This is a genomic window from Shewanella canadensis (genome assembly GCF_003966225.1).
Taxonomy (GTDB): domain Bacteria; phylum Pseudomonadota; class Gammaproteobacteria; order Enterobacterales; family Shewanellaceae; genus Shewanella; species Shewanella canadensis.
This window is the reverse complement of the sequence record NZ_RXNU01000007.1, coordinates 237,623-259,372: the sequence shown is the minus strand read 5'-3', so window position 1 is coordinate 259,372 and position 21,750 is coordinate 237,623. Positions and strand designations below refer to the sequence as shown.

Genomic DNA, 21,750 nt, shown 5'->3' with positions numbered 1-21,750 from the left:
CTGGTGGCTTACTTGTTTCTTGCCACAGTTATTTTTACCTGTTACTCGCCTGACTTGACCATCATCGGCACTATGAGTGCGGGTTGCATGGCTGTCGTGTTGCTTGGGTTCACCGACATTTCTGCGGCTACCTGATTAGTAGAGGCGACAGGCTGAGGGGCGGACTTAAGTGCACCAGACAATTGTTTGGTCATCACACTGGCAAGCCCAGTGCTCTGCATCTGACTCAGGCGTCCAGCCAACTCTGCATCGTGCCAGTCGCGGTACATGCCATCATTTTGCGATGAGAGCGGATTATCTTTATCGGCCATCACATCGGAGGCGCTGCGCATCTGTTTGAGTACCGTTTGTAAGAATTGCGCCTCAAACTGCTGACTCACCAGTTCGAGTGCACCATATTCACCATTGGCTTTTATCAGCTCACCGGCGTTCATCTGTTTCAGATACCCATGGGAATTTTGTAAGCTGTCTGATTTCATCAGATCACCACCAGTTCGGCTTCGAGCGCACCGGCTTCATCCAGAGCCTGGAGTATTGCCATAAGATCCATGGGGGATGCGCCCAGACTGTTGACGGCCCTGACGACCTCCTCCAGTGCGATGCCTTCAGGCCAGACAAACATATGTCCATTACCTGTGTTGATGTCGACTTGACTATCTGTGGTGACGACAGTTTCGCCCTGGGCTTGCCCCCAGAGGGCTCCGTTGGGCTGACTGACACTCTCTTTCTCTATGATGGTGACGGTCAGGTTGCCATGGCTGACGGCGGCTTTTCTCACCACCACATCTCCACCCATCACCACTGTTCCGGTGCGGCTATTGAATACGACTCGTGGTGATTTGCGTCCCTGCTCTATCTGTAACTCCTCTAACATGGACATAAAGGTGACCCTTTCCCGCTTCGACTCCGGGGCCCTGACGGTGACCTTGGCATTGCTGTCGGCCTGAGCGACATCGGGGCCAAAGAGCGCATTCACGGTGCGTTCGATGTTCCGCGCTGTCATAAAGCTGGGAGCACGCAGGTTGAGGACTATCGTCTCGGACTCGGTGAAGTTACTGTGCATGGGCGCTTCGAGCAGTGCGCCATTAGGAATGTTGCCAACGGTAGGCACGTTGATGGTCACCGAGGTGCCGTTACGCCCCTGAGCCGATACGCCACCGACCACTAAGTTACCTTGTGCTACCGCGTAGATCTCTCCATCAACGGCGCGAAGGGGGGTCATCAGCAGGGTGCCGCCACGCAGGCTTTTAGCATCACCCAGAGAGGATACTGTGATATCTATGCTCTGACCCGGACTGGCGAGTGGTGGCACATTTCCGTGTACGGCCACTGCCGCGACATTTTTGAGTTTGGGGTCGGTTTTACCATCTATCTGTACACCGAACTGTTTCAGCATATTAACGACCGATTGGCTGGTGAATCTCACCTGAGTACGATCTCCCGTACCGTTTAATCCGACGACTAAACCGTAGCCGACCAGCTGGTTTTCACGGATCCCCTGCACGTCGACGATATCCATCAGGTAACGAGTCTGGCCTTGAGCCGATGTGCTATTCACGGTAAAAATGAGCATTAGGCTCATGATCAAAATTAGGGGCTTTTTCATTGACTCATCCTGATCTCAAGCATTAACTCGAGGTCGTAATCTTGCTGGAATACAGGCATCGGCACTTCATCACCTGACGAAATAAAGGGAGTTCTCATAGGGGGAACCAGGGGCTGTTAAAATATCGCGATGCCCACCCCATAGCATTACTATCTGCAATGGCGCCTTGGCCACCGTAGATGATGCGGGCGTCGGCGATCCTTTGAGATGAAATGGTATTATCGTTGCCAATATCATCGGTGCGGATCAATCCGAGCAGGCGTAAATATTCATCTCCCTGATTGAGTCTCAACCATTTCTCACCCCGGATAAGCAATGCACCATTGGGCAGTACCTTAGCCACGGTGACCGTAATGGAGCCTGAGAGTTGGTTTTGCTGAGTACTGGATCCCGACCCCTTAAAGCCACGCGCCAATGAGCCGTCACCTGCACCGCTGTAACTGGAGTCGCCCGCAGAGGCCTGAGCCCCGATTGAGAGATCTTGCTCCTTATTGGCTTTCGTGTCGGCTCGTTTACTGGAGTAGGTTTTCTCGTCCAGCGCGACGGTGAGAATATCTCCCTCTCGAAAGGCACGCTTATCTTTGAACAGGGTTAGCATGTATCCCTGACGATACGCGCTGCCATCCTTCGGCTCCGGTAGGCTGTAGTCTATCTCCGGTGGTGCCCATTCCGGCTGACCCGGCTTAGTATCGGCTTCGGGAAAGTGGGCTGCACATCCAGATAACAGTAACAGCATTCCTATCCATAAATGACGCATGAGTATCCCTTATCGAACGGTATTTGTTTGCGAGTCGTTCATGACTACAGAGACTGATTGAGGAATTTGAGCATGTCATCGGATGCCGAAACCACCTTGGCATTCATCTCGTAGGCTCTTTGAGTCGAGATCATCTCAACCATCTCCTCGACGACATTGACGTTAGCTCCCTCCAGTGCGCCCTGGCGAAGTTGGCCGATAGCCTGATCGCCGGCCACTCCCTCTATGGCGGCTCCGGATGCCCCGGTTTCGCGATAGAGGTTGTCTCCTCTCGCCTCAAGCCCAGTGGGGTTGGTAAAGTTAACTAAGGTTATCTGTCCTAGCTCCTGAGCCTCTGCCTGGCCCGAGATCTGTGCGGTGACGATACCGTCGGTGGCAATCGTAATGGTGAGTGCATCTTCCGGGATCTCGATATTCGGCACCAGAGGCAGTCCTTGAGAGGTGACCATCAGGCCATCGCTATTGCGAAAAAATTGCCCGTCCCGGCTGTAAGCCAGATCACCATTGGCTTCCTCTATCTGAAAGAAACCTTGTCCTTCGATGGCCAGGTCTAATTGCTGGTTAGTGGTGAGCATGTCACCTGTGGTGAAGATTTTTTGAGTTCCGACGACTCGCGTCCCCGTGCCCAGCTGCAGACCCGATGGAAGCTCATTGAGCTCATCGACCTGCCCACCCGGTTGGCGCTGAGTCTGGTAAAACAGATCGTTAAACGCAACACGGTCCCGCTTAAAACCGGTTGTGTTCACGTTAGCCAGGTTGTTGGCTATCGTGGTCATTTTTACATCTTGGGCTGTTAACCCTGTCTTACTTACCCATAATGCTGATTGCATGATCTAATTCCTAAAGCATTGTTTATTGCGAACGGTTTACTTCGCGTATTTCAGTCAGACTGAAACTCTTGTTAAGCGTTTCGAAGTAGGCGGTTACCGGCTTCGGCTAATTTTTCTGCGCTTTTCATGAGTTTCACCTGCACCTCAAACTGACGGCTGAGATCCATGGAGGCGATAAGTTCACTGACCGCCTTGACGTTACTGGACTCCAGAAAACCGCTGTCGACTTTCACCTGGTTATTGGCCTGTAGGGCCTGGCCATCACGGCTGTAAAACAGGCCATCTAAGCCTTTTTCCATGGTGCTGAATTCGGGATTGACCAGTTTGAGCTGTCCCACCTCTTCGATGATGCCGCCTTCGGCTGCCAGCACGCTGAGCCGGCCATCATCACCCACGAACAGATCGCGGTATTCCGGCAATACGATTGGACCATCGATACCGGCCACGGGACGTCCGTCTATGGTCAGTTGCCCATTGGTATCGGGAACCAGGGTTCCCGAGCGGGTGTAGGCTTCGCCTTGCTCAGTCATCACGGTAAACAGGCCCTGATCCCGAATGGCCAGGTCCAGCGTTCTCCCGGTAGGGTTCAGGGTGCCGCCTTGTAGGCTAAAACCACTGCTCTCCGTCTGTGCCATCACACGCGTCTGTAGGCTATTTCCCATGGCGGGAATGACGGTGGCGTTAACCCGTTCAAGATCGGCCTTGAAGCCAGTGGTCTCTGCATTGGCTAAGTTATTGGCTCTGATGGCCTGAGCCTCCATTACCCGCGTTGCCCCCGCTGCTGCGGTATATAGCATTCTGTCCATGAACTCTTCCTTAGATAGCGTTCAGCAGGGCTTGCTGCATGGTTGAGTTAGCATCCAGCACCTTGGCGTTCGATTGATAGTTACGTTGCGCCGTCATCAGGCTGACCATCTCCGCCGTAGTATCGACATTGGAGCCTTCGAGGTAACCGCCACTGACCGAGCCTAAGGTGCCGCTTGTCGGCGCGCCTACAATAGGTTGACCCGCGGCATTCGTCGCTGCCCAGGCATTGTTACTTACTGGCGTCAGGCCGTTCGGGTTATTGAAGTCGGCTAATACGACCTGGCCCTGAATCTGCTCCTGACCGTTAGTGTAGGTGCCGTAGATCATGCCGTTATCGTCTAAACGCACTCCATTTAGCTCACCCGAGGTGTAGCCATTTTGAGTCAGGCTTGAATTGCTGTAATCCGAGGCGTATTGAGTACTGTTCTTGTAGCTCAGATCCAGACTCATGGGCGCAGCCCCACTAGGGGTTCCTAAGTCTAAAGTTACATTTTCACCGCCCTTTAGTGTGCCCTTATTGTCGAATTCCAGCTTATTGGTTCCAACATCTTGACCATCCATCATATAGTGGACATTCCAAGTGCTATCACTGGTTTTGACATAATATTGGGTCATGGCGTGCTCGTTGCCCAGGGAGTCATAGACGGCGACGGTGCCCGATGAATGGTAGCTGGAGATATCATCCGGGTCGAACGGGGAGGTGGCCTGATCTATCGGTTTCATGTTGGCATCTAAATTCGATACAACCCCCACATCTGTGGTGGCCTTTGCCGGAAGAGAGCCGGATTGAACCTGCAGATCGCTCACATTACCGGTTTGCAGTTGCCCACCAGCCCCAACCGGATATCCCTGCAGACGGTTGCCGGCGGGATCGGTAACATAGCCCTCAGCATCTTGTGAAAACATCCCCGCTCTGGAGTACAGCGTGCTGCCATCTTGTCCGCTAAGCACGAAGAAGCCATCACCCTGAATACCCATATCCAGCTCGCGGCCGGTATAGACCAGGCTGCCGCCCATGGAGAAGTTTTGGCTGGTGGACATGACGTTGACGCCGCCCGCCTGACCGCCGTTGTAGATTGCGGAAAATTCACTACGACCACCGCGATAGCCAACGGTAGAGGAGTTGGCGATATTGTTACTGATGGTATTGAGATCTTGTGTCGTGGCTTGTAATCCGCTTAATGCGATATTGAAAGACATGGTTTTATCCTTTGCTGACAGTGTAGGTTATGAGACTTCAGATATATCCAGAACAGATACGGTGCCGAGACCGTAGCCAAGCTCGGCCATCATCATTCCAGAGGCGCTGACGAAGTGGATCTTCTCAATAGGAGCTTGAATGAAGGTATCTGCGGTCAGTGTTTCTTCACCCGATGTGGCCTGGGCTTCTATGCTGTATTCGCCTGGCGGGAGTCCCAGTGCTTCAGGGTCTATGGAAAATTCGATGTCACCGACTTCCTGAGGACCCAGTTTCAGGGTTGATACCACTTCACCGCTCTTATTTTTGATGTCGATACTGAGCTCTTCGACGGCGTTGCCGGTATAGACTTTGCCGTGAACCGTTTCTGTATCTAAGGTCAATTCGGAAGCCGGGACCATGGCATCTTTGCCGATCAGCTGCGCCGATTGAACTATGCCCAGATTTTCCATCATGACCATCTGAGTCGACTGGTTCAGGCGCATCTGCTCTAAACTCTCAACCTGAGAGAATTGGGCTAACTGAGTGACATATTCGGTGCTGTCGATAGGATTTGTCGGGTCCTGATTTTGGATCTGCGCGATCATCAAGGTCATAAATTCATTCTTGATAGACGCCGCATCGTTACCCGGCGAATTCATCACATCATTGGTGTTATCGTTGCCGCTACTGCTGGTGGTACTGTTTACATTCATCCTGTTTAACTCCAACTCATATCTGAAGTTGTCGTTTCGACATCTTCACTTTGTTATTCAACGAATTTACTTCGTGCCCAGCTGCAGGAGACCTTGCTGCATGGAGCGAGCCTGGTTCATCACTTCGACACTGGTTTCAAATGAACGACTCGCTGCCATCATGTCTGCCATCTCCTCGACGGTGTTGACGTTGGAGTAGGCGACATAACCCTGTTCATCGGCAAAAGGGTGGTCAGGTTCGTAGCGCATATCGAGTGGTGCATCGCTTTCAACTATGGCGGCGATCTCAACCTGCGCGCCAGAGACCTCGCCGGTTTGCGTCTGGTTATAGATGGTGGCAAATACCGGCTTTAATGCTCTGTAAGCGCTATCTTGAGTCTCTGCCGCGGCGCCCGCATTGGCCAGGTTGCTGGCAACGGTATTGAGGCGAATGCTCTGGGCATGCATGCCGGCTCCCGCTATCTGATAGATCTCTCCAAATGACATGGTTAGATTCTCACTCCTGAATTCAAAACAATTTACTGTATCTACGCTGCGGTCAGCGTCTCTGTTACATCGGTTCTGTAACCGAACAAACGGATCGCCTATTGCCCTTCGATGGCCGACTTAAGCCCCGAGATCTTCATGTTGAGAAAGGTCAGGCTGGTTTGGTAATCCATCGCATTTTGTGAGTACCTTGCCTGCTCCTTGCCGAGTTCGACGGTATTTTGGTCGGCAGAGGTCTGATACGGCACTCGGTAGCCCACTTCATATTGATTGCTGGCTGACATACCGGCGTTAATACCTGATATGAGTGCTTGAAAATTAAGATCTTTAGCTTTATAACCAGGGGTCTCGGCATTTGCCAGATTGCCTGCTAGTATCTTGGTTCGTTCGACTCTAAAATCGAGCGTTTGGGGATGGATACCCAGTGCGGCATCGAGGTTGATAGCCATTGCGACTCCTAGTCATTAGTGTTCTGTTGTTACGTTTCGCTTCTCTTGCTATTACAAATAGTGTGCCAAATAATTTAGTTGAGGTTTTTTAATGGGTTACTGTGTTTTTGTTCGGTGGGGAGGAATAGCGGTTTCCTGTTTCCTTATATTTTTTTCCTGTCTACTTCCGCTTAGGGTCTGTGCGGAGGAATCCCTCAATGCAAAGCAGCAGTTAGAAAACCAGCTGACGCAACTGCTGAGTCAAGAGATAGCTCAATGGCAGCGACAAGCGGGTCTGAAATCGGTAGAGCATAATATTGAGGTGAGGGTGCCTTCGGGGGCCGTCAAGCTGAAGATTTGTCCCGAGCCGTTGCAGATAGATACAGGGGGCGGGCTGGTTTTTGGCAATGTGCAGCGTAAGGTTTTATGTGCTTCCCAAGCTTGGTCTCTGTTTGTGAGGGCTAAGGTGAAAGTGACGGCCAGGCTGCCGGTGGCGAACAGAGCCATGAAGCGAGGCGAGTTTATCGGTGCAAAGGATATCGAATGGCAGCCAATAGTCTTAGGCGCGTCAGACAGAGATTTGCTCACCAGGACCGATGATATTATCGGCCGTCAGGTGAGCCGAAAATTACGCAGGCACAGGGCTATTCAGTTACATCATCTGAGCGCACCTCAATGGGTAAACATTGGTGATAAGGTGATCATAGAGGCCCGCAGTCAGGGCTTTTACGCCAACATGGCGGGGGAGGCCCTCGAGTCCGGTGGCGAGGGGGAGGCTATCCGGGTTAAAAATTTGAGTTCGGGTAAGGTGATCACCGCATTTCCGACGGCAAAGGGGCGCGTATCGACGGTATTTTAAGGTGGCCGATAATTTTAGTTTGACCCGCTTTGTGTCGCTTTTATGAATTAACAGCCATTATTATCGGTGGATCACGATGGAAATCAATAAAATTAACAGTGCCCTTAGTACTGAGATAAGTACTAAGAAGGAGTCGGCGACACTCCCTGAACTCAAGGACAAAAAGCCGGTGTCTCAAGCTCTCCCTCAAAAAGCAGTCAGCGATGATTGGCATTTGCTTGCCCGTTCTCAGACACAGCTGCAGCAGATCGAGGATGTCGATAGAACGAAAATGGCTGAAATTCGTCAGTCTTTAAGGGATGGCAGCTTTGAACTCAATCTCGCGGCTATCTCAGAATCTATGCTGCAACAGCACGGTTAATTATGTCTAATAAAAGAGAGGTTGTTCAATCGATTATTCGTGGTATTCGTCAGGATATCGAAGGTTATAAGCAACTTAAAAGCATGTTGAAACGTCAAAGAGACTTGATGCAACGACGCGATAACCATGGGCTTAAGTATCACAACGGCCACCAAACGACGCTGTGTGAACATCTTCAGCAGCGAGCTAAGCTTCGAAGTGAGGGGCTTATCAGTTTAGGGGTCGCGGGGGATGCCAATGGTATGGAGCAACTTATCGCTAAGCTGCCGGCTCATGCATCGACTCAGGTGAAGCTGTTATGGGAAAACCTGCTGCTCTTAGTCAAAGAGAGCCAGCGGGTGAATGAAGCCAATGGAAAGCTGTTAGTCGGGCAGCAGGATGTGATAACTAACTTACTGAATCGAGATGCGACCCAGAACATAGATTATGGTGCGCCACAGCATACCCGTTAGCTATGATCCGTTAGATTAGGATCTGTTGGTCCGGGCCCTTGAGGCAAGATCATCGAGCTGTTTCTGTTCCTGCCGATTGTTGAGCTCTATTTTGTCCTGTTTACGTTTTTGGTAGAGCCATTTTATCCCTTGTTGACGGCCAAGTTGCTGACGCCATAATCCATCTACCCGCAGGTGTTCTTGCTGTAGTAATATCTGTTGCCTCGTTAACCGGGCTTGCATTGGTCTCAATGCTAACTGAAGGTTATTGCTGTTTTGCAATAACAATGAGCAGGCCACTTTAGGAGAGTATTGTTGATATTCATCGAGCATCTCTCCCAGGCTGCGTTGTTGCTGAGCGATAGACTCGATGCGCTGCTGCGCCTCTCCTCTTTGTCTGCCGAGTTGGCTCAGTTTCCTCTCTTCTTGCTGGCATAGTCTCTGTAGCTGTTTCAATAGTTGAACTCCTACTCTTTACCGGTACGTTCAACTAGATCGCTTAACTGCTCCAGGCTCTGTTGTAAGTCGAACTTTTGCTCGGTATTTTGCTGAAGAAATTGTGCCATCATGGGATAACTTTTTACGGCCAAGTCCATATCAGGGTCGTGTCCGGCCTGGTAGCCCCCTAATGGGAGTAGCTCTTTCACTTCGTTATAGCGGCTGTTCAGGTGTCTGAAATGGTGGCCTTGCGCTAACTGGGCTTGATCGGCGACCTGAGTGGCTAGCCTGCTGACCGATGCCGAGATATCTATGGCTGGAAAGTGTCCCTGTTCGGCGAGTTTGCGACTCAATACCAGGTGACCATCCAAGATAGCCCTTGCCGCATCGGCAATGGGATCTTGTTGATCATCGCCTTCGGTCAATACGGTATAGAAAGCGGTAAGCGTTCCGACGGGATCTTGTCCGTTACCCGCGAGTTCTACTAAACTTGGAAGCTGTGCAAAAGCCGATGGCGGATAGCCTTTGGTCGCTGGTGGCTCCCCAAGGCTCAGGGCGATTTCTCGTTGTGCCTGGGCGTAGCGGGTGAGTGAGTCGACAAGCAGTAGTACCTGTTTTCCCTGATCTCTGAACGCGGCGGCGACGTGGTGACACAGACGCATAGCCCGCATTCGCATCAGAGGTGTGGTATCGGCTGGGGCTGCAATGACGACGGCACGTTTCCTTCCCTCATCACCCAATGACTCTTCGATAAACTCTCTGACCTCCCGACCACGCTCGCCGATCAATCCGACGACCACAACGTCAGCCTCGGTAAAACGTGTCATCATGCCGAGCAATACACTCTTGCCCACCCCAGAGCCCGCAAACAGCCCGAGTCGTTGGCCTCTACCTATAGGGAGTAGGGCGTTAATGGCGCGGATCCCCACATCCAGAGGCTCTCTGATTGGCTTACGAAGCAGGGGGTTAGTGGTGTTATTGCAAAGGGGAACGCTCTGTGAATTTTTGAGTGGCCCAAACGCATCCAGCGGCTGGCCTAAGCCGTCGAGTACGCGCCCTAGAAGCGAAGAACCTACAGGGATCATTACCTGTTCGGCGAGTGGCATAACTCTGGAGCCCGGCATTAAGCCGGAAGTATGCTCGATTGGCATCAGGCAGAGTGTCTCCCTGTTAAAACCAACGACTTCGGCTTCAATGAGACGACCGTCCCGACATTCGATATGACAGCGATCTCCCATGCCGAGCTGACAACCCACGGCCTCGAGCAGTAGGCCGTTGACGCGGGTTAACCTGCCATAGACCTGAGCCACAGGGACGCGCGGCCAGTCTGGTGCATCGGTAATCGCATTTTCGCTTGGCTGTAGGTTATGCAACATCGATAGGGAGCTCAGCTTCTGCGTTTGTGTTGCTTGTTTCCGGCTCCTTGAGCTTAGCCGAGACCTGATCCATACAAACATTCAGCCGGGTTTCAACCGAGGCGTCAGCATCAGATTTGTCGCTCACTATCCGGCAGCCGCCGGCAGATATGCTCGGATCGGCGACTAAGGTCCAGTCTTGAATCTTATCCGATGCCAGCTCTTTGAGCTTATTAACGGCATTGGGTTCCAGGTGAATTTTTATCTCGGAGCGCGTATCCGGAAGTGCCGTTAATGTCTCCTCGACCAGAGATAAGATCTGTTGTGGTTGCAGGGTGAGTTCACAACGGATCACCTGTTGGGCGACGCGTCTAATCAGGTCGAGTAACATGGTCTGTTGTTGTGAGACCTGATGAGTGTGGCCCTCCTCCAGAATCGATTTAAGTGCACCCAGGGGAGCGATAAGCTGATTGAGTTGCTCATCGATGGCTTCCTTACCCTTTAGGTTTCCCTCTATTCGCCCCTGATTGAATCCGCTTGCATGGCCTGAGCGACGCCCCTCTTCTGAACCCGACTCGAAGCCCTCCATATGCCCCTTGGCGACTCCCTCTTCATAACCTCTATCGAATGCTTCCTGATAGTCTTGCCAGCCGGTACCGGCCTCGCCTTCCATCGGGGGCTGCTGAACTAAGGGGGCAAATCGATGACGGCGTGCCAGCTCTTTCTTCAGGCGCCACTTAGGATCCATTTTATCTATCTGGAATGTCATTATTCGACCACCTGCTCTTCAAATAGTTGTAGCTCAATCTCACCGTCGTCCATCATCTGCTTGGCTAATTCCATGATCTCCTTTCTGGCACTGGTTGCCTGACTTAGTGGGACGGCGCCGATGGCTTCAATTTGCGTCTCAATTGCCGATGACATACGTTTTGGCAGGGCCAGGAGTAGGGTGGATTTGAGTTCTGAATCGATCCCCTTTAATGCTAATGCCAACATCTCTGGAGGGACGATTGCCATGATCTCCTGCAGAGTTTCAGGCTTCTGTCTTCCCAGGATAATAAAATCAAACATGTTGTCGGCGACATCACTGGCCAATTTTGTATCATGGAGTTTTATCATATCCATCAGTTGCTCTCTGTCGCCCTCAAAGCGGTTCAGAATATCTGCAACCTGACGAATGCCGGCGACTTGAGTATGGCTCTTCTCCATGGCGATTAACATGCAGCGCTCGACAAGTTGCCTTAGCTCATCGACGACATCTCTGTCGAGTTCACCGAGTTGAGCGATACGGACCAATACCTCATCCTGCCCTTCAGTGGGCAGGCTAAGGAGCACTTGAGCTGCACTCTCAGGTGGGAGCAGGCCAAGCAGTACGGCTTGGAGCTGACTGTGCTCATTGGTGATCTCTCTGGCTAACAGCTGCGGGTCTACCCACTCTAAACGTTTGACTAAGGTTTTAATTTCGTCACCGTAAATACTGTCTATGAGGCTTTTTGCGACACGATCGCCCAGAGCAAGATCTAACGTCTTCTGTAGGTATGAACGAGATGCTCTGGCGATACCGGATTGCTCCTGATAGCGCATAAAGAAACGTCCGAGTACCGCCTCTGCTTCCTGTTGGGTTATGCTCGATAAGCGGGCCATCTTGTGGCTCAGGTGTTGAACATCATTTCTGTCCAGATGTGACATCACCTGAGCGGCTCCCTTCTCTCCCATGCTAAGCAGCAACATGGCTGCCTGTTCCAGGTTATCCATCTTTATTCCAAGTTCACTCTTATTCACAACGTTCACTACCTGTTTTTTAAACCTAATCTTGTGGGATTTTTTTGAAACGATGAGATCATCTCTCGTTTTCGTTATCGCCTATCCAGTGAGCAATAACCTCAGCCACACGAGCGGGCTCTTGGTTAGCGAGCAGGCTCAGGTGCTCCATCTTCACCGTGAGTGGTGATCCCGGTGCCGGCAGCCCCTGATTACTGAGCCAGTCGGTATCAGACTTATCCTGTTCTAATCCCATCAATTGATCTGCCAGAGCCTGGCCATCGCCGGATTGAGCTCCGCTGATACTACTTGAGCTTGGTGCTTCGAGTGCCGGCTCTACCTGAGGCAGTTCCTCTTTGAGGCTATGTTCTGCCGTACGGGTCAGGTGGGACACTAGTGGGCGCAATACAAAGAAAATGAGCCCGAAACCAAGAATTCCGCCGATGAAATATCTAAGGTAAGCTTGATAACCTTCTGTTTGCCACCAGGGCATAGGCTCAAACTGGGCTATCTGTACCGGGGCAAAATCGAAGCTGTTTATGCTGAATTGATCGCCGCGCTGCATTGAGTAGCCAATCGAATCTTTTACCATAGTGCCCAGCTGGGATACCTGAGCTTCGCTCCATCCATTTTCACCGGCGGCTTGATTATTGAGGAGTACCGAAACCGAGAGGTTCTCTAACTGCATCTGCTGATAGCGGGTATGCCTGACCGAACGCCCAACCTCATACTGGCGGCTCTCCTGCTGGTTCAGGTTACGGCGGGTGTTTTCTTCAGTTTTATTTGCCTGCGCTTTCGGAGCCTGATTTGTGAGTGCGCCCGGAATACCCATGGCGATATCACTATTGGTGTCATTGATGCTTTGCTTTTCCTGGGTTACCACGGTTTGGGGGTCTAATGACTCACGGGTCTCTTCGACTTGGTTAAAGTTAACTTGAGCGGCAATTTGAACCTGAAAGTTTTCTTTACCCAGTACTGGAGCCAGCATACTCGATGCCCGATTGATCAGGCTCTGCTCCAACTCCTGAGTGTACTTGAGTTGGCGATCTCTGGCCTGAGTAATATCCTGATTGATTGCTATCCCCGAGCTAAGGTGATTCCCCTCCTGATCGACAATCTGCACCCGCTCCGGGGTCATGCCGGTGACGCTTCCGGCAACTAAGTTTGCAATGGCTTCTATTTGACCCGGTTGAATTTTTGAGCCTGCATAAAGGTCCAGCATCACAGAGGCCGATGGAAGTTCAGGTTGCTGACGAATAAACAGGGTTCGTTTAGGAATGGCAAGATGAACTCTGGCGGTGCGAACGGCTTTTAATGCCATGATAGTGCGAGACAGCTCGCCTTCCAGGCTATGGCGATATTTTGCCTGTTCCATAAACTGGCTGGTACCAATTCCTGAGTTATCCAGCGATTCCATACCTGAAGGGACTTTAGCTTTTACGCCACGAGCTGCGAGTAACATTCTCGCTTTACCTAGCTTATCTTCCTGCACCAGCACCAGGCCTGAATTGGCCTCCAGGCGGTAATTAATGCCTTCGGCTTCGAGGACTTCGATTATCTGTGAGGTTTCAACTTTCTCTTGTTGACCATAGAGGGGGCGATAGCCCTGGCTTGCCGTCCAGAGTAAAAGCACGATAACACAAGCAACGACACTCGCCAGAATTGCCAGCACTAATACCTGACGATCACCACGGTTAAATTGTTGCCATTTCGTCTTCAAAGAGCTGACTATTTCACTCTTATCTCTGACATCGGTCATATTTGGGCTAGGTTGAGCGAGTGTTGTAGACATTTCTTATTTAATCCTTCAGAAAGAGGGCCTCTGTTGTGGCCCACCTTGTCAAAACCAACGATGTTAAAATTTATTGAGCAGTGCCTGTTATCGGCGCTACAGTGGCATTTTCATCACTTCATCAAAGGCCTGAACTAAGCGATTACGGATCTGGATCATGGTTGAAAAGGAGAGGCTGGCTTTTTGCGATGCCACCATGGCTCCTACAAGATCGTCACTTTCGCCACTGTCCACGGCTCTCATCAAAGCCGATGAGGTATTCTGATCTAAATTCACTGCCGCAACTTTACTCTCCATAAGTTCAGTAAATGAAGCTGGCTGTAAGCCATGATCTTTAGGATTAGGAGTTATTTTTATCGCCCCTTTAGCCATCTCAGAGTGGATACTCAAGGTGTCCATCATGGACTGAGGGTTGACTAAGGTTGAGTTTGACATCTGCTTTTCCTATCGGTGATATGTTTGTTTTAGCAATGGTAATTAAGCGGCATGACCCAAGGCTTGTTCGATATCGATTCCCTCTTCACGCATCTGAACCAGCTTGTATCTCAAGGCTCTGGTTGTCATGCCCAGAGATTGAGCGCTTTGACTTCGGTGGCCGTTGAAACGTTTGAGGGTATCTAAGATATATTGGAATTCGGCTTGTCTTTTAGAGGCCTTGAGCCCTTGTTCTGAACTTTCGACTCTCACTTTGGCGTGATGCTCTTTAGATTCAATTCCCAGCTCGGCAGCTTGTAACGCCTGGCCTCTGCGCATGACTAAGGCTCGTTGAATGGTATTTTCCAGCTCTCTGACATTGCCTGGCCAATCGTGAGACAGCAGGCGTTGTTGCGCTGCTTCACTGAAATAACAAGCTTGGTTATCGCTGAGTTGTTTATACCTTTGCAGAAAGTGCTCCGCCAACGGCAGAATATCTTCCCGTCGTTCACGCAGAGGAGATATTTTCAGTGGTAATACGTCTAAACGATAAAATAGGTCTTCTCTAAATTCGCCGGACTTAACGGCCTTACGGAGATCTTTATTCGTTGAGGCTATTACACGAATATTCAGAGGGATGGATCTGTGACCTCCCAGACGCTCGACCTCTCTTTCCTGCAGCACCCGCAATAGCTTAGATTGCAAAATAAAAGGCATTTCACCGATTTCATCTAAGAGCAAGGTTCCCCCATTGGCAAGTTCAAACTTACCGGGCTGATCACTGGATGCGCCAGTGAATGCGCCTTTGACATGGCCAAATAGAATTGACTCAAGGATGCTCTCGGGGATAGCCGCACAGTTGACGGCAATAAAGGGCTGATTAGCGCGGTTCGAGTTTTGATGGATATAACGTGCTATCGGCTCCTTACCTGTACCGCTCTCACCCGTTAATAATACGCTGGCTTCAGTTGTTGCAGCCCTGTGGGCTAACATTAATAGCTGACGGCTCACCGTCGAAGAGACGACTAAATCGGTATCCGGTTGATCTAACCGTCTTAACCTTTGCAGTAGTGAGATGACCTGATCACCATCGAGAGGGAGTAATAGGTAGTCTTGCACACCTAGCTGCATAGCCCTTGTTGCCAGTTCTGTTTGTTCCGGATCCAGTAGTGCGATCTGGTTTTTCCCCGGGTAGAGGGAAAGTTTTTTTACCAACTCATCACAGGTACAGCAGGATAGGTCGATCATGCTGATCCAAGGCGTGTCCGAGCCCGGTTGCCAAAGCTCAAAGCCTTGCAAAGAGAGTTGCTCAACACACTGATCTGCGAGTGCTGCATCGACTAATCTGAAATTAGAGAGAGGCATTGTTAACTCCGGTTGGGTTATTATTCGCAGTCTTAGTGTGGGACTTAATTAAACGAATCGTGACCCTGCGATTTAACTCTCTTCCTTCAGGGCTGTTATTACTGACTCTTGGAGAGCGGGATCCATGATGGCGAACCTGAATCTTTTGTTTCTGTATGCCTAATTCAAATAGACGGGATGCCACCTCGTCGGCCCTCTCTTTGCTTAATACCAAATTGGCTAAGTGCTCTCCGGATGCATCTGCGTGTGCATCGACCAAAATTTCTGTCACTGACGCATCGGCTTGAACATATTGTGCAATAGCCTCTAAATCGACTTCGTGTGCAGCGATGAGCTTACTGGTGCCCGATTCAAATTGGATATCGACACGGCGAACATATGAGAAAGGTTTTGGCAGTAATTCTTGACGACAAAGTTTGAACTTATTCGCAATTGCCTGAGTATTAATGGGGCTGGTTTCTACCTTATATGAGATATCGTCATGGGCCAGAACTAAGGCCTGCCAAGCAAGTCCTTGCTCTAAAGCTTCTAAAAATTTGCTTGTTGTGTCATCGCTGCTGGCAGTTCGACCATGCCATTTCAGGTGGGTAGATCCGGAACTTAAGCTGTCGGTTTGACTCCATGACGGAGAAACCACCTTTGCCAGGCTCGTCGTTTGTTCAAAGGAGAGCCAATCAGCATCGAGTTGCAGGCTCAGAGGTGTACCTGGTCTCGCGATCAATTTAAATTCACCAAAGCCATTCACCTTGTGTTCAATCTGGCAAATAAAGCGACTTCCGGTGAAGTCCCATTTGGCCTGCTCTAAAGGAGTTTGATAGCGGGTACTACTTGCTGTTGCAATATTCGATATAAGCAGAAAAAAAGACAGTGAGTAGAGTTTTATATGAGCAGAGATTTTCAATGCTTCATGTTCCTTTTATTGTGCGAGTATAAATAAACTTGTTATTTTATATTTAATGTTTGTTATGTGCTTTGAGGGTGTTTATTTATATTTTAGTGTTTTTGTTTTAGCTAATATTGATGCGCTATAATTAAACATTAATAATTGATCATGTAAATTGTTTTTTTTCGAATTAATGTTTTTTGTGATAATTGACTAGTTGAAAGAATGGTTTTCTACTGGTATCTTTTAATTAAAAATAACCAGTTCAACAGAAGGTAATCATTTATTCATGCAGGATGATTCCTTGCCACGGGTGTTTTTCAATCAGTAACTCGTTGTTTTTATGGCTTGGAACTTGGTTTTTTATTCTGAAAACGATGTTTTTGCATTATTTTTACACTAAATTGAATATTTTTAAAAAATAATTAAAGTTTTTTTATTTTTGGTCGCTTTACATATTCTTTGTTTGTTTGTTGGTTTGTATTTTTATGCCGTTTTTGTTTATTAGATTTTTATTGTTGTTATTATTTGTTGATTTATATTTGCTTTATTAAGTTACTTTTAAGTTTTGTTGTTTTTTTATATTTTGCTCGTCATTAAATTGTCGCGTGTCATTTTAATGTCTATTTTTGTTTTTAGGCATTTCTTTGACTTTTGTGTTTATAGGTTTGGAATTAAAATGAAAACAACGGCGAAAGCATGTTTACTTAAAGCTTCTCGGTGTGAGCGGGTTAGACCTGTTGCATTAATTCAGGAGAAGTTAGCCCGTAGTCGGTTATTGGTTCAAGTTGATGCTTGTCAGCGCTCCTTTCTTGAGGCGGCTAATGGGGTGCTCAACCCTATTATCAGGCAGGGTCATCATGCGTTATCGAGAATTTCATTGACCGACAGTGATCAGCCCGTGGTACCCGATATCAATAATGCCTGGTTTCTACTTCGGTATCAGCGGCTGCCTTTGGCGTGGTGGCGAATAGATAAATGTACTTTGGATCAATTGGCTAGTGGCTATTATGGAAGTCTGGCGACTCTCTTGAAGTCTCCTTTGCGAGCCCCCAGCCAATCGGAGTTTCGATTGGCAAAAAAATTGATGCTTGCCGCGCTCAAGGTTCTGCCTACAGCAGAGCTTGATGAAAATGCATTAGAGCTGGAGTTGGTGGTCAATAGTACGCCTATCGATTCACCTGTGATTTGGGAGATAGCTTTTCCGGTAGAGCATAAGGTGGCTCCCATGTTGTTTTGTATGACTGAACACCTACTGGGGTTAATGTCTGAGCAACCTAGCCAATACATGCCAACACCCGATTTAGCCGAAAAGCTCTCATATCGCCTGAGGCAGATCCCCATAAAGATATTGTTTGAACTTGGTCGTCAAAGCACGCCGGTGACTTCACTTCATGGCCTTGAAGTTGGTGACATATTACCCATGAATTTACATTCTCGCTGCCCGGTAACTGTGGGAAAGCGCCCTCTTTTTTATGCTGCGATTCATACCCATGATGGGCAGATGGTTGCCAAATTAGCCCAGGATATTTATCAGCAAGGATAGTACTCATACTTCTTGTTAAATGAATGACTTATATAGATTTTGAATAACTTTAAGATGCTTACCAGCGATAGGACAGCACGATGACAGAACATACTATGTTACAAGATGATGATTTTTTATTGGATGATAATCTATTTGGTGAAGAGGAGGCTGTTCAAGAGATTAGTAGTCCAAAACCCGTTAAAGATATCTCATTCTTTCATCAGTTGCCGGTACAGGTGACGTTAGAGTTGGCGAGTGCCGAAATGTCTCTGGGAGAGCTGACTCGAATGGGAGAGGGTGATGTAGTTGCGCTCGATCGCATGGTGGGAGAGCCATTAGATATACGTGTTAATGGTGCTTTGCTCGGCAGAGGGGAGGTGGTTGAAGTTAATGGCCGATATGGAGTGCGTTTATTGGAAGTTGAGGCCATCAGTCTAACCGGGGCGAATGACTGATTATGCTTCGAGCACTGTTGCTTCTCTTTTGCTTACTGGCACCGAGTGCATTTGCAAATGATGGTTTTACGCTATTTACCTTAGATGATGGCCAGCAAAGTCAATCGGTCAACATCAAGTTGGAAATCCTGGCCCTGATGACAGTGCTGAGTTTTCTACCCGCATTGGTAATGATGCTGACCAGTTTTACCCGCATTATTGTGGTGCTGGCTATTTTGAGGCAGGCACTGGGTCTACAACAGAGTCCGCCAAATAAGGTGTTACTCGGCATCGCTTTAGTGCTCACCATTTTCGTGATGAGACCTGTGGGTCAGGTTATGTATGATGAGGCTTATCTGCCTTATGATCAGGGGCTGATAGAGTTACCTGAGGCGGTCAATATTGGTGTCGTACCTTTGCGTAAGTTTATGTTGGCGCAGACTCGGGAAACCGATCTTGAGCAGATGCTAAAAATCGCAGATGAACCCGTGACACTCACGGCAGATGAGATCCCCTTCTTTGTGCTTATGCCGGCCTTCGTGTTAAGTGAACTCAAAACCGCCTTTCAGATTGGATTCCTCCTGTTCCTTCCTTTTCTCGTTATCGATTTGGTGGTGGCCAGTGTGCTGATGTCGATGGGGATGATGATGCTTTCACCTTTGATTATCTCATTGCCTTTTAAGTTGATGGTATTTGTTCTGGTGGATGGCTGGTCTATGACGGTCAGTACGTTAGTTGCCAGTTTTGGATAGCTGGTTTTTGATAAAAGCAGCCGACAGCTATCGGCTGTCATTTAAAGATGGCTTTTGGTGAGTTGAATGCAACTAATTAACAAAACAGAACGGGTAACATCTTGGGTCGATATGATCTATTTTTCAGCATGCTTGCTGGTCAGCGTCATCGTGCTATTCGATGCATGGGAGCTTGTGCTCACTCTGTTAGCTCAAGGCTTAAGGTAACGGTATGGACGTCAACGAGTTGACCTCAATTTTTTCTGATGCCATCTATTTGGTGGTTGCCATGGTCGGAGTTTTGGTTGTGCCTAGCCTGTTGGTCGGATTGATTATTGCGGTGTTTCAGGCGGCGACACAGGTCAATGAACAAACACTCAGTTTCCTACCCAGGCTGGTGCTGACTCTCTTAATGGTGTTGTTCTCCGGACAGTGGTTATTGCAACAGATCTCAGATCTGTTTGATCGCCTGTTTATGAACATCCCCCACATCATAGGTTAACTATGCTGTCTCTGACCTCGGCTCAACTTAGCTCATTTATCGGTATTTTCTGGTGGCCATTTTTTCGTATTATGGGCGCGTTTATGGTGATGCCATTTTTGAGCAGCAGTTATATTCCCGTTACGGTAAGGGTATTGCTGGCACTCACGATTTCAACCTTGCTCGCTCCCATGTTACCGCCTCTACCCAGCGTCGATGCCATCTCTATCGGGGCACTGTTTCTGGCGATCGAGCAGTTGCTGGTCGGGTTTATGTTGGGGCTGTTTCTGAGCATAATGATCCATGTGATGACACTGCTCGGAGCCATGATGTCCATGCAGATGGGACTGGGTATGGCAGTGATGAATGATCCGGCCAACGGCACTTCCAATCCTATTTTGGGGCAGTGGTTTCTGCTCTATGGCACGTTACTCTTTCTTGCTCTGGATGGGCATCTGGTCGCGATAGGGGTATTAGTCGATAGTTTTCGTCTCTGGCCCATTGGATCTGGAGTATTAGATCTTCCTCTCATGGGACTCGTTAGCCGCTTTGCCTGGATCTTTGCATCGGCATTTATGTTAGCTTTGCCCTCCATTTTAGCCATGTTGATGGTCAATATTACCTTTGGCGTCTTGAGTCGGGCCGCCCCCTCCTTGAATGTATTTGCATTAGGCTTTCCTATGTCGATGCTGATGGGATTGCTGTGTGTGATGCTCTCTTTCAGTGGTTTACCTACCCGTTACAGTGATATATGCCTCGATGCACTCGAAGCTATGTATCAATTTATAGGTGGTTAGAGTGAGTTGTAGCGATTATGGAACTCAATCATGGTGTGAGTCGGTGGGTGACCGGAGATGAGTAAAGATACCGGTCAGAGTAAAACAGAAAAGGCGACACCGCAGAAACTCAAGAAGGCACGGGATGAGGGACAGGTTCCCAGATCCAAAGATCTCGCGGCTACAGCCTTAATCATAGGTTGCTCCCTGATGCTGACGGCAAGTGCAGACTGGTTTGCCACACGGGTCGCACGGGTGGCTCAGTTCAATATGTCAATCACCAAGGCTGAATTGGATGAGCCTGGGATGATGATGAGCCACTTAGGTACATCATTGGTGGAGATCCTCAATATTTTGGGCCCCATTATTGTTTTGATCGCCGTACTCGCTATGGTGGCGGGATCTATGCCAGGTGGACCGGTATTTAATTTTAAAAATGCCGCCTTCAAATACAGTCGTATCGATCCCATCGCTGGCATAGGGCGGATGTTTTCGATGAAGTCTCTGGTTGAGCTGGTGAAGTCGATACTTAAAATTGTTTTGCTGATCGGCATCATGTTTGGCTTCCTTGAAAACAATCTCCAAAGTCTGTTGAGCTATACCCAACTCCCCATCGACGAAGCCGTACGCAATGGGATCGATGTCTTGTCTTTGGGAATGCTCTACTTGGGGATAGGTATGCTGGTGATCACTTTCATCGACGTTCCATATCAGTATTGGCACCACCATGATGAGTTGAAGATGTCTCGCCAAGATGTGAAAGATGAGCATAAGCAGCAGGAGGGCAAGCCAGAGATTAAGGCTAAAATTCGTCAGTTACAGCAGCGCATCGGTCGCTCGAGGGCCGATGTTGCGATTCCGCAAGCCGATGTCTTGCTGGTGAATCCTAACCATTATGCTGTCGCACTTAAATATGATGTCGAGAAAGCCGATGCTCCCTACGTGCTCACTAAAGGGACCGATGAGCTGGCGCTATATATGCGCCAGATTGCTAAACATCACGATATTGAAGTGATCGAACTGCCGCCATTGGCGCGTGCTATCTACTACTCGACCCAAGTCGAGCAGCAGATCCCGGCAGCCCTGTTTATCGCCATCGCTCATGTGCTCAGCTATGTGTTGCAGATTAAGGCCGCACGGCAGGGTAAGCAGCAAAGACCAGACCCGCTACCTAATTTCTTTATCCCACCGCATCTACGTCGTGAATAGAGAAATGAATAGAGAGAAGAGATTCGTTACCTAACAACTATGGCCGAAAGGTTAGGTAAACAGAGAAAGCCGGGGGCCTCTATCCAACTTCTTTATTCCACAGAGGTAGCGTCGTGAATAGAGAT

Annotated in this window: 27 protein-coding genes; 10 read left to right on the top strand and 17 right to left on the bottom strand. The window is 49.1% G+C overall.

Annotated elements, in window-relative coordinates; all coding sequences use genetic code 11:
* Window positions 1-41: 41 nt before the first annotated feature.
* The 9 genes from EKG38_RS15200 to EKG38_RS15160 all read right to left on the bottom strand — a co-directional run bounded on the left by EKG38_RS15200 (window position 42) and on the right by EKG38_RS15160 (window position 6,828).
* Window positions 42-479 (bottom strand): rod-binding protein, encoded by a 438-nt coding sequence (locus tag EKG38_RS15200; RefSeq protein ID WP_126521078.1) that lies wholly within the window; start codon window positions 477-479, stop codon window positions 42-44.
* Entirely contained in the window at window positions 479-1,582 is a 1,104-nt protein-coding gene (locus EKG38_RS15195) for a flagellar basal body P-ring protein FlgI (RefSeq protein WP_439332663.1), read from the bottom strand. The genes EKG38_RS15200 and EKG38_RS15195 overlap by 1 nt, the downstream gene beginning before the upstream one ends.
* A 118-nt stretch (window positions 1,583-1,700) precedes the next feature.
* Window positions 1,701-2,363: a flagellar basal body L-ring protein FlgH gene (flgH, locus tag EKG38_RS15190; protein ID WP_126521076.1), complete on the bottom strand. Its 663-nt coding sequence runs from the start codon at window positions 2,361-2,363 to the stop codon at window positions 1,701-1,703.
* A gap of 44 nt (window positions 2,364-2,407) precedes the next feature.
* Window positions 2,408-3,193 (bottom strand): flagellar basal-body rod protein FlgG, encoded by a 786-nt coding sequence (flgG, locus tag EKG38_RS15185; protein ID WP_126521075.1) that lies wholly within the window; start codon window positions 3,191-3,193, stop codon window positions 2,408-2,410.
* A 71-nt stretch (window positions 3,194-3,264) separates the two neighbouring features.
* A complete protein-coding gene (locus EKG38_RS15180) occupies window positions 3,265-3,999 on the bottom strand; it encodes a flagellar basal body rod protein FlgF (RefSeq protein ID WP_126521074.1) in 735 nt (244 codons plus the stop codon).
* Window positions 4,000-4,009: 10 nt separating this feature from the next.
* Window positions 4,010-5,200, bottom strand: a complete 1,191-nt coding sequence (gene flgE / locus EKG38_RS15175; protein WP_126521073.1) for a flagellar hook protein FlgE — start codon at window positions 5,198-5,200, stop codon at window positions 4,010-4,012.
* 27 nt (window positions 5,201-5,227) lie between these two features.
* The gene (locus EKG38_RS15170) at window positions 5,228-5,893 is read right to left on the bottom strand and encodes a flagellar hook assembly protein FlgD (protein WP_126521072.1); all 666 of its coding nucleotides are present in this window, start codon (window positions 5,891-5,893) and stop codon (window positions 5,228-5,230) included.
* Window positions 5,894-5,959: 66 nt separating this feature from the next.
* Entirely contained in the window at window positions 5,960-6,379 is a 420-nt protein-coding gene (gene flgC, locus EKG38_RS15165; RefSeq protein ID WP_126521071.1) for a flagellar basal body rod protein FlgC, read from the bottom strand.
* Between the two features lie 98 nt (window positions 6,380-6,477).
* Entirely contained in the window at window positions 6,478-6,828 is a 351-nt protein-coding gene (locus tag EKG38_RS15160) for a flagellar basal body rod protein FlgB (RefSeq protein WP_126521070.1), read from the bottom strand.
* A 91-nt stretch (window positions 6,829-6,919) separates the two neighbouring features.
* Here EKG38_RS15160 and flgA point away from each other — a divergent pair, with 91 nt between their 5' ends.
* The 3 genes from flgA to flgN all read left to right on the top strand — a co-directional run bounded on the left by flgA (window position 6,920) and on the right by flgN (window position 8,479).
* The gene (gene flgA / locus EKG38_RS15155) at window positions 6,920-7,666 is read left to right on the top strand and encodes a flagellar basal body P-ring formation chaperone FlgA (RefSeq protein ID WP_126521069.1); all 747 of its coding nucleotides are present in this window, start codon (window positions 6,920-6,922) and stop codon (window positions 7,664-7,666) included.
* Between the two features lie 76 nt (window positions 7,667-7,742).
* Window positions 7,743-8,027 carry a flagellar biosynthesis anti-sigma factor FlgM gene (flgM, locus tag EKG38_RS15150; protein WP_126521068.1) on the top strand — a complete coding sequence of 95 codons (285 nt, stop codon included), beginning with the start codon at window positions 7,743-7,745 and terminating at the stop codon, window positions 8,025-8,027.
* A 2-nt stretch (window positions 8,028-8,029) separates the two neighbouring features.
* Window positions 8,030-8,479, top strand: a complete 450-nt coding sequence (gene flgN / locus EKG38_RS15145) for a flagellar export chaperone FlgN (RefSeq protein ID WP_126521067.1) — start codon at window positions 8,030-8,032, stop codon at window positions 8,477-8,479.
* A 15-nt stretch (window positions 8,480-8,494) separates the two neighbouring features.
* Here the strand turns inward: flgN and EKG38_RS15140 are convergent, their stop codons facing one another.
* The 8 genes from EKG38_RS15140 to EKG38_RS15105 all read right to left on the bottom strand — a co-directional run bounded on the left by EKG38_RS15140 (window position 8,495) and on the right by EKG38_RS15105 (window position 16,484).
* Entirely contained in the window at window positions 8,495-8,914 is a 420-nt protein-coding gene (locus tag EKG38_RS15140; RefSeq protein ID WP_126521066.1) for a flagellar FliJ family protein, read from the bottom strand.
* Between the two features lie 11 nt (window positions 8,915-8,925).
* Window positions 8,926-10,272: a flagellar protein export ATPase FliI gene (fliI, locus tag EKG38_RS15135; protein ID WP_126521065.1), complete on the bottom strand. Its 1,347-nt coding sequence runs from the start codon at window positions 10,270-10,272 to the stop codon at window positions 8,926-8,928.
* Window positions 10,262-11,020 (bottom strand): flagellar assembly protein FliH, encoded by a 759-nt coding sequence (gene fliH, locus EKG38_RS15130; RefSeq protein WP_126521064.1) that lies wholly within the window; start codon window positions 11,018-11,020, stop codon window positions 10,262-10,264. The genes fliI and fliH overlap by 11 nt, the downstream gene beginning before the upstream one ends.
* Complete coding sequence (locus EKG38_RS15125) at window positions 11,020-12,006, bottom strand: flagellar motor switch protein FliG (RefSeq protein WP_246033179.1); 987 nt, start codon at window positions 12,004-12,006, stop codon at window positions 11,020-11,022. The genes fliH and EKG38_RS15125 overlap by 1 nt, the downstream gene beginning before the upstream one ends.
* Before the next feature lie 85 nt (window positions 12,007-12,091).
* Window positions 12,092-13,804, bottom strand: a complete 1,713-nt coding sequence (fliF, locus tag EKG38_RS15120) for a flagellar basal-body MS-ring/collar protein FliF (protein WP_126521062.1) — start codon at window positions 13,802-13,804, stop codon at window positions 12,092-12,094.
* Between the two features lie 96 nt (window positions 13,805-13,900).
* Window positions 13,901-14,239, bottom strand: a complete 339-nt coding sequence (fliE, locus tag EKG38_RS15115) for a flagellar hook-basal body complex protein FliE (RefSeq protein WP_012004217.1) — start codon at window positions 14,237-14,239, stop codon at window positions 13,901-13,903.
* Window positions 14,240-14,281: 42 nt separating this feature from the next.
* The gene (locus EKG38_RS15110; protein WP_126521061.1) at window positions 14,282-15,583 is read right to left on the bottom strand and encodes a sigma-54 dependent transcriptional regulator; all 1,302 of its coding nucleotides are present in this window, start codon (window positions 15,581-15,583) and stop codon (window positions 14,282-14,284) included.
* Complete coding sequence (locus EKG38_RS15105) at window positions 15,570-16,484, bottom strand: MotY family protein (protein ID WP_126521060.1); 915 nt, start codon at window positions 16,482-16,484, stop codon at window positions 15,570-15,572. The genes EKG38_RS15110 and EKG38_RS15105 overlap by 14 nt, the downstream gene beginning before the upstream one ends.
* Window positions 16,485-17,145: 661 nt before the next feature.
* Here EKG38_RS15105 and EKG38_RS15100 point away from each other — a divergent pair.
* From EKG38_RS15100 to flhB, 7 genes are all read left to right on the top strand, one after another.
* Window positions 17,146-18,012 (top strand): FliM/FliN family flagellar motor switch protein, encoded by an 867-nt coding sequence (locus tag EKG38_RS15100; RefSeq protein WP_126521059.1) that lies wholly within the window; start codon window positions 17,146-17,148, stop codon window positions 18,010-18,012.
* An 80-nt stretch (window positions 18,013-18,092) separates the two neighbouring features.
* Window positions 18,093-18,449 carry a flagellar motor switch protein FliN gene (fliN, locus tag EKG38_RS15095; RefSeq protein ID WP_126521058.1) on the top strand — a complete coding sequence of 119 codons (357 nt, stop codon included), beginning with the start codon at window positions 18,093-18,095 and terminating at the stop codon, window positions 18,447-18,449.
* A 2-nt stretch (window positions 18,450-18,451) separates the two neighbouring features.
* On the top strand, window positions 18,452-19,180 hold the full coding sequence (gene fliP, locus EKG38_RS15090; RefSeq protein ID WP_126521057.1) for a flagellar type III secretion system pore protein FliP: 729 nt from the start codon (window positions 18,452-18,454) through the stop codon (window positions 19,178-19,180).
* A gap of 66 nt (window positions 19,181-19,246) precedes the next feature.
* Window positions 19,247-19,387 (top strand): hypothetical protein, encoded by a 141-nt coding sequence (locus tag EKG38_RS24965; RefSeq protein ID WP_185826869.1) that lies wholly within the window; start codon window positions 19,247-19,249, stop codon window positions 19,385-19,387.
* A 4-nt stretch (window positions 19,388-19,391) separates the two neighbouring features.
* Complete coding sequence (gene fliQ, locus EKG38_RS15085) at window positions 19,392-19,661, top strand: flagellar biosynthesis protein FliQ (RefSeq protein WP_126521056.1); 270 nt, start codon at window positions 19,392-19,394, stop codon at window positions 19,659-19,661.
* A gap of 2 nt (window positions 19,662-19,663) precedes the next feature.
* A complete protein-coding gene (gene fliR / locus EKG38_RS15080) occupies window positions 19,664-20,437 on the top strand; it encodes a flagellar biosynthetic protein FliR (protein WP_126521055.1) in 774 nt (257 codons plus the stop codon).
* Between the two features lie 57 nt (window positions 20,438-20,494).
* The gene (gene flhB / locus EKG38_RS15075) at window positions 20,495-21,625 is read left to right on the top strand and encodes a flagellar biosynthesis protein FlhB (protein ID WP_126521054.1); all 1,131 of its coding nucleotides are present in this window, start codon (window positions 20,495-20,497) and stop codon (window positions 21,623-21,625) included.
* The last annotated feature ends 125 nt before the right edge of the window (window positions 21,626-21,750 follow it).

Bases quoted from the DNA above. Each gene is read 5' to 3' on its own strand.
- fliF (WP_126521062.1), bottom strand. From the start codon at position 13,804: ATGTCTACAACACTCGCTCAACCTAGCCCAAATATGACCGATGTCAGA.
- flgH (WP_126521076.1), bottom strand. From the start codon at position 2,363: ATGCGTCATTTATGGATAGGAATGCTGTTACTGTTATCTGGATGTGCA.
- EKG38_RS24965 (WP_185826869.1), top strand. From the start codon at position 19,247: ATGCAACTAATTAACAAAACAGAACGGGTAACATCTTGGGTCGATATG.
- fliP (WP_126521057.1), top strand. From the start codon at position 18,452: ATGCTTCGAGCACTGTTGCTTCTCTTTTGCTTACTGGCACCGAGTGCA.
- EKG38_RS15160 (WP_126521070.1), bottom strand. From the start codon at position 6,828: ATGGCTATCAACCTCGATGCCGCACTGGGTATCCATCCCCAAACGCTC.
- flgN (WP_126521067.1), top strand. From the start codon at position 8,030: ATGTCTAATAAAAGAGAGGTTGTTCAATCGATTATTCGTGGTATTCGT.
- flgC (WP_126521071.1), bottom strand. From the start codon at position 6,379: ATGTCATTTGGAGAGATCTATCAGATAGCGGGAGCCGGCATGCATGCC.
- flgE (WP_126521073.1), bottom strand. From the start codon at position 5,200: ATGTCTTTCAATATCGCATTAAGCGGATTACAAGCCACGACACAAGAT.
- EKG38_RS15125 (WP_246033179.1), bottom strand. From the start codon at position 12,006: ATGGATAACCTGGAACAGGCAGCCATGTTGCTGCTTAGCATGGGAGAG.
- fliH (WP_126521064.1), bottom strand. From the start codon at position 11,020: ATGACATTCCAGATAGATAAAATGGATCCTAAGTGGCGCCTGAAGAAA.
- EKG38_RS15170 (WP_126521072.1), bottom strand. From the start codon at position 5,893: ATGAATGTAAACAGTACCACCAGCAGTAGCGGCAACGATAACACCAAT.
- fliR (WP_126521055.1), top strand. From the start codon at position 19,664: ATGCTGTCTCTGACCTCGGCTCAACTTAGCTCATTTATCGGTATTTTC.
- fliI (WP_126521065.1), bottom strand. From the start codon at position 10,272: ATGTTGCATAACCTACAGCCAAGCGAAAATGCGATTACCGATGCACCA.
- EKG38_RS15110 (WP_126521061.1), bottom strand. From the start codon at position 15,583: ATGCCTCTCTCTAATTTCAGATTAGTCGATGCAGCACTCGCAGATCAG.
- EKG38_RS15180 (WP_126521074.1), bottom strand. From the start codon at position 3,999: ATGGACAGAATGCTATATACCGCAGCAGCGGGGGCAACGCGGGTAATG.
- flgA (WP_126521069.1), top strand. From the start codon at position 6,920: ATGGGTTACTGTGTTTTTGTTCGGTGGGGAGGAATAGCGGTTTCCTGT.
- flgG (WP_126521075.1), bottom strand. From the start codon at position 3,193: ATGCAATCAGCATTATGGGTAAGTAAGACAGGGTTAACAGCCCAAGAT.
- EKG38_RS15100 (WP_126521059.1), top strand. From the start codon at position 17,146: ATGAAAACAACGGCGAAAGCATGTTTACTTAAAGCTTCTCGGTGTGAG.
- EKG38_RS15200 (WP_126521078.1), bottom strand. From the start codon at position 479: ATGAAATCAGACAGCTTACAAAATTCCCATGGGTATCTGAAACAGATG.
- fliE (WP_012004217.1), bottom strand. From the start codon at position 14,239: ATGTCAAACTCAACCTTAGTCAACCCTCAGTCCATGATGGACACCTTG.
- fliQ (WP_126521056.1), top strand. From the start codon at position 19,392: ATGGACGTCAACGAGTTGACCTCAATTTTTTCTGATGCCATCTATTTG.
- fliN (WP_126521058.1), top strand. From the start codon at position 18,093: ATGACAGAACATACTATGTTACAAGATGATGATTTTTTATTGGATGAT.
- flhB (WP_126521054.1), top strand. From the start codon at position 20,495: ATGAGTAAAGATACCGGTCAGAGTAAAACAGAAAAGGCGACACCGCAG.
- flgM (WP_126521068.1), top strand. From the start codon at position 7,743: ATGGAAATCAATAAAATTAACAGTGCCCTTAGTACTGAGATAAGTACT.
- EKG38_RS15195 (WP_439332663.1), bottom strand. From the start codon at position 1,582: ATGAGCCTAATGCTCATTTTTACCGTGAATAGCACATCGGCTCAAGGC.